The 216-nt window shown below is 50.0% G+C and carries 1 protein-coding gene; it reads right to left on the bottom strand.

From position 1 onward, the window contains the following. On the bottom strand, positions 1 to 216 hold a 216-nt coding region (locus NLF92_RS14075; RefSeq protein ID WP_254102896.1), incomplete at both ends, for a winged helix DNA-binding protein.

The following is a 216-nucleotide window of genomic DNA, read 5'->3' as shown; positions in this document are numbered from 1 at the left end:
GAATTCGCGCATTTCCTCGCCGGACATATCCATACGGTTCATCACATCCAGCAGGCATCTTTCGCGTACTTCGCGGTAGGCTTCGCAAAGCTGTTCGCCAGCTTCGGACGTTTTATAGAACACCTCTTTGCCGCGCTTTTCGTTGGACAAAAGGCCCATTTTCAACAGCTTTCGAAGCGCATAGTTAACGGTGTGGGTGTCTTCGATATTGAGCAA

Source organism: Opacimonas viscosa (assembly GCF_024199005.1).
Taxonomy (GTDB): domain Bacteria; phylum Pseudomonadota; class Gammaproteobacteria; order Enterobacterales; family Alteromonadaceae; genus Opacimonas; species Opacimonas viscosa.
This window is presented reverse-complemented; position numbering and strand designations above follow the sequence as displayed.